This is a genomic window from Moorena sp. SIO4E2 (genome assembly GCF_010671945.1).
In the GTDB taxonomy this organism is placed as follows: Bacteria; Cyanobacteriota; Cyanobacteriia; order Cyanobacteriales; family Coleofasciculaceae; genus Moorena; species Moorena producens.
Genome location: NZ_JAAHIE010000531.1, coordinates 1 through 4,771, shown reverse-complemented (window position 1 = coordinate 4,771; position 4,771 = coordinate 1). Strand labels below are relative to the sequence as shown.

Sequence of the window (4,771 nt, the reverse complement as noted above, 5' to 3'; positions counted from 1 at the left end):
GTGGAGAATAGGATCAGTTTCTTGGTAAGTGGTTGAAAATCAATAGAAGATTGATAGACCACTGAGTTATTTGGAAGTAAGGGCAAGTCGTGGATATTGTCGAACTTATTGCAAAAGGTGGGATCGCCATGTGGCCTCTGTTGGCTCTATCGATCCTGACTATGGGTACAATCTTTGAACGGATTTGGTTTTGGGCAACTATAGCGTTGAGGGAAGGCATAATTGTTAATCGTGTTCTAGAGGCAGCAGCTGGTAGCTGGCATGTTGCTAGACAGATTGCCCTAGAGTCACGCCGACAACCCATCGGTAGATATTTGTATGCTCCTTTACGACTGAATAATCCTGACCCAGAAGTATTCCGGCTGGCTCTAGAGTCGGCTGCGGATGATGAATTAGCTGCTATGCGACGGGGGGACAAACTCCTGGAAGCTGTGATTGCTCTAGCACCATTGTTGGGATTACTCGGTACAGTGTTGGGCTTGATTAATTCATTGGGTTCCATTCGCATTAGTGACCTTGGAACAGCTTCCACCGATGGGGTGACTCAGGGGATTGGAGAATCACTGATTAGCACAGCTACAGGTTTGATTGTGGCGATTATCAGTCTGGCCTTCTATAGACTATTTCAGGCTTTTTGGTTTAACCAAGTTAAAGTGTTCCGCAAAGCCGGAAGCGAGTTGGAATTGCTTTATCGACAATATTGGTTACAACAAGAAGAAAGCTCTTAGTCCAAGGACATATCTATGAATAAAAAAAAGGATTCAGCTAGTTCCCCGATGGCAATCCGTCCTCTAAGACTGCGAATGGATAGCTCGCCGGAAGAGGTTCGGGTTGAGATTGTTCCCCTGATTGATGTGATTTTTTGTATTCTGACCTTTTTCATTTTGGCAGCTGTTACCTTATCTCGCCAGCAAGCCCTGAGCGTGGATTTGCCTAAGGCAAGTACTGCTAAGGCTCAAGGACGGCAAATCTTAATGGTTAGCCTTAATGAGTTTGGTCAACTCTACGTTGAACAAGAGCCAGTGGTAACTCAAGAGCAGTTCAAAAAGAAACTGCAAGCATATCGTCAAACTAATCCTTATGGGTTGATGGCGCTTTATGCTTCCAAGGAGGCCAGTTACAACGAGGTCGTTCAGGTATTGGATGTGCTACGACAAGTGGGAGGCGATCGCGTAGCCCTAGCTACTCTACCGGGATCCTCAGGTCAATCCATTGACTTTATTCCTTCCCTACCATCGGGAACAGGTGTCCCTAACTTCAACTCCCCTGGAAAAAACTCCTCCGATTCGATTAATGACATATTAAAGTTCTTGCCTGGATCTACCAATAAGAAATAAGGTTTTTGAGAAGTCTGGGAAGTGTGGGGAGATGGGGAGATGGGGAGATGGGGGGATGGGGAGTCAGGGAGTCAGATCAGCAACGGTTGTGTCCCCCCCTTGTTAAGGGGGGTTAGGGGGGATCCCTATTTTCCACGAGGCTTTCAAGGTACTGACACAGGTGACCCACACAGAAATCACACCACTCGCGCTTTGGATCAAGACTATGTCTTTAACTATACCTAATTATCGAACACTACTTCTCCCCACACCTCCCACACTTCCCCCTCTCCCCACACTCTTCTGGTTCTAGATTCCTAAGCTGGAACCTCAATTTTTTGGCTTCCAGCAAGACCAAAGGCTTTATGAATAGCTTGCAATGCTCGCACTCCTTGGTCTTGGGCAACAACACAGCTAATCTTAATTTCTGAGGTGGCAATCATTTGAATATTGATTTGTTCCGAACCTAGGGCGGCAAACATCTGTGCTGCGATCCCTGGTTGTCCAACCATGCCAGCACCGACAATACTTACTTTGGCAATATCGGCATCCAGGAGAATTTCGCTACACCCAATCACTGGTGCCATCTGTTGTAGGGCTTTCTGAGCCATTTCTGCTTCGGCTTGAGGTACTGTGAAGGCAAGATCCCTGGTGGCAATTCCATTAATGATTCGACAGCGTTGGGACTGGATAATCATATCAATACTAATATTGTGCTCTGCCAAGGTTCCAAATATCTTGGCTGCCATGCCGGGACGATCGGGAATTTGCCGAATGGCTAGACGGGCTTGGTTGATGTCTAGGGCTACACCTCGAACCGGGGGATGGGTGATCTCCCTTGAGTGGTCACTATTTCCTGCTTCAGGGGGAATGGGTAGATGAATGGGGGTATTGTTGATATCGAAACAGTTACACAAGGCCGCGATCGCGCGATCGCATTCGACGGCATCAATCACACAGCTGACTTTGATTTCGGAGGTGGAAATCATCTCAATATTAACACCAGCATCCGCTAAAGCCCGGAACATCTGAGCTGCAACCCCAGGACGTCCAATCATCCCTGCCCCAGTGATCGAGACTTTAGCAATATCCCTACCTACCATCACTTCTGCTTCTTGGGTATCGGGGGTGGTTTGGCGACGCAGGGCGGGAGCAATGGCTTCGGCTACTGCTTCCGCTCGATTGATAATAGCGCTATTGACGGTAAAGGCAATATCATTAGTATTCTGTTCGTGAATGGACTGGATAATCAAATCCACATCTAGGTCTTGAACTGCAATTTCACCAAACAACCGTGCTGCTACACCAGGGGAATCTGGCACTCGTAAGAGGGCTACTTTTGCCTGGTCGGTGTCATATTCTACGGTATTGACTGGTCGAGCAATTTCTAACCCCTCTAAGGAACGGGGGGGAGAGCTTGGGGAAATTACCTTAGTGCCAGGCTGATCGCTCCAGCTGGATAGTACCACTAAGGTTAAGCCATAGTTGCGTGCAATTTCTACGGCACGGGGATGGAGGACTTTTGCCCCTAAGCTAGCTAATTCCAGCATTTCATCAGCAGTAATTTCCGGCATCAGTTGAGCATCCGGTACAATCCGGGGGTCAGTGGTTAAAATCCCCGGTACATCGGTATAAATCTCACACCGAGATGCCCCCAGTGCTGCGGCTAGGGCTACGGCTGAGGTATCAGAGCCACCCCGACCTAGGGTAGTGATTTCTAACTCATCAGTGCTGGTGATGCCCTGGAAACCAGCAACGACTACAACTTTCCCCTCGTTTAAACACCGCTCCAACCGCTGGGTTTCGATTTGCATAATCCTAGCGCTACTGTGTTTAGTTTCTGTTACAATACCCACTTGAGCCCCAGTTAGGGAAATAGCCGGTTGCCCTAATTCCTGTAGGGCCATGGATAATAGAGCAATTGACACTTGCTCACCGGTGGATAGCAGCATATCCATTTCCCGACGACACGGATTAGGGGAGATGGCTTTCGCTAGTTGTACCAAACCATCGGTAGTCTTACCCATAGCGGACACCACCACTACCACGGAATTGTCTTGTTGGACTGTTTTGAGAATTCCCTGGGCAACGGCTTGTATGCGTTCCACAGAGCCAACCGAGGTACCACCGTATTTTTGGACAACTAGCGCCATAAGCTTATTCCACTATTTGTTTTTTTGTTTGACTCCCGTTTCCAGGATTGAGTTAATCGTAATGTAAGCTATCAGCTATCAGGTATCAGCTATCAGCCGTCAGGTATCAGCTATCAGCCGTCAGGTATTGGCCGTCAGGTATCAGCTGATGGGCTACGGGCACAGCCAAAGGCTTGTCGCCAAGCTACTTATGGGTGCTTTTGAATAAAATAAGCTGACCGCTGACTGCTGACTGCTTACATCGTAATTCCCTGGATACGTTAACAAAATCGTCAATAATTGTCAACAAAGAAATATTTTTTCAGTCTCTTGTTTTTACGGAAGCAATCAGCTTTCAGCAATCAGCTTTCAGCAATCAGCTTTTGGCTCTGGGTTGTCAAGTCATCGATTGCCGAAAAAGGCAAGAGGCAATAGGCAAAATGCAAAAGAGATCCGGAGTTTTATTGGACAGTAAAAAAAAGACCATACAGGTTTAAAGCAAGATAGCTGACCGCTGACCGCTGACCGCTGACCGCTGACCGCTGAATGCTGAGAAACCTTCACCAAATTAACTCAAGATACAGCACAAAACCAGGCAAAACCTCTTCTCCCGATAAACTACTGGGAGACTCTAAAACGTCAACCTCTTTACTTGGTCGATAAATTTCCACTTGTCGCTCTTTACGATTAATCAACCAACCTAAACGAGTGCCATTGTTTCGGTATTCTTCCATTTTTTTTCGAATTGCTGTTAAGCTATCACTAGGAGAACGTAACTCAATCACAAAGTCAGGGCATAGAGGTAGAAATTTTTCTTGTTCTTGAGGAGTTAAAGTATTCCAGCGTGCTAAGGGTATCCAAGAAGCATCGGGAGAACGGTCGGCACCATTGGGCAGTTTAAATCCAGTGGACGAATCGAAAGCAATGCCAGTTCCATCGGAATCACTCCAGTTAAACAACTGTTGGTTTAATCTACCATTGCGATTTCCTGTGCTGCCGCCAGTGGGTGACATAATAATTAAATCTCCATTAGCATTGCGTTCAAATTTCAAATCGTCGTTGTCTTGACAAAGCTGGAAAAATTGCTCGTCGGTAAGTTTAATGGATTGGAGATCAAGGGTTAGGGTGGTCATGATTGTTTGGGAAAGGGAGTAGGGAGTAGGGAGTAGGGAGTAGAGAGTAGGGAGTAGGGAGTTGGGAGTAGAAACCTAAGTGTATTTTATAAAAATAACTAACGCTATAGAATTGTTTTAGCGATCGCGTTTTTGATTCCCAGTGATCAATAACTATTCCGATCGGCGTTCGCGCAGCGTGGCCAAAGGC

5 protein-coding genes and 2 pseudogenes are annotated in these 4,771 nt (G+C 46.8%); 3 read left to right on the top strand and 4 right to left on the bottom strand.

Annotated features, from left to right (window positions below):
- The first annotated feature begins 89 nt into the window (after positions 1–89).
- The 3 genes and pseudogenes from F6K37_RS32285 (at position 90) to F6K37_RS32275 (ending at position 1,562) form a co-directional block, all read left to right on the top strand.
- Positions 90–728: a MotA/TolQ/ExbB proton channel family protein gene (locus F6K37_RS32285; RefSeq protein WP_008184062.1), complete on the top strand. Its 639-nt coding sequence runs from the start codon at positions 90–92 to the stop codon at positions 726–728.
- A gap of 15 nt (positions 729–743) precedes the next feature.
- Positions 744–1,268 (top strand): annotated as a pseudogene (locus F6K37_RS32280) (ExbD/TolR family protein); the annotation flags it as partial.
- A gap of 108 nt (positions 1,269–1,376) precedes the next feature.
- Positions 1,377–1,562 (top strand): hypothetical protein, encoded by a 186-nt coding sequence (locus F6K37_RS32275; protein WP_287254691.1) that lies wholly within the window; start codon positions 1,377–1,379, stop codon positions 1,560–1,562.
- 71 nt (positions 1,563–1,633) lie between these two features.
- Here the strand turns inward: F6K37_RS32275 and F6K37_RS32270 are convergent, their stop codons facing one another.
- The 4 genes and pseudogenes from F6K37_RS32270 to F6K37_RS32255 form a co-directional block, all read right to left on the bottom strand.
- Entirely contained in the window at positions 1,634–3,469 is a 1,836-nt protein-coding gene (locus tag F6K37_RS32270) for an aspartate kinase (protein WP_287254690.1), read from the bottom strand.
- Between the two features lie 381 nt (positions 3,470–3,850).
- On the bottom strand, positions 3,851–4,012 hold the full coding sequence (locus F6K37_RS32265; protein ID WP_287254688.1) for a hypothetical protein: 162 nt from the start codon (positions 4,010–4,012) through the stop codon (positions 3,851–3,853).
- Positions 4,009–4,581: a Uma2 family endonuclease gene (locus tag F6K37_RS32260; protein WP_287254687.1), complete on the bottom strand. Its 573-nt coding sequence runs from the start codon at positions 4,579–4,581 to the stop codon at positions 4,009–4,011. Before F6K37_RS32260 ends, F6K37_RS32265 begins: the two co-directional genes overlap by 4 nt.
- Positions 4,562–4,771, bottom strand: a pseudogene (locus F6K37_RS32255) (hypothetical protein); the annotation flags it as partial. The gene F6K37_RS32260 and the pseudogene F6K37_RS32255, both read right to left, overlap by 20 nt.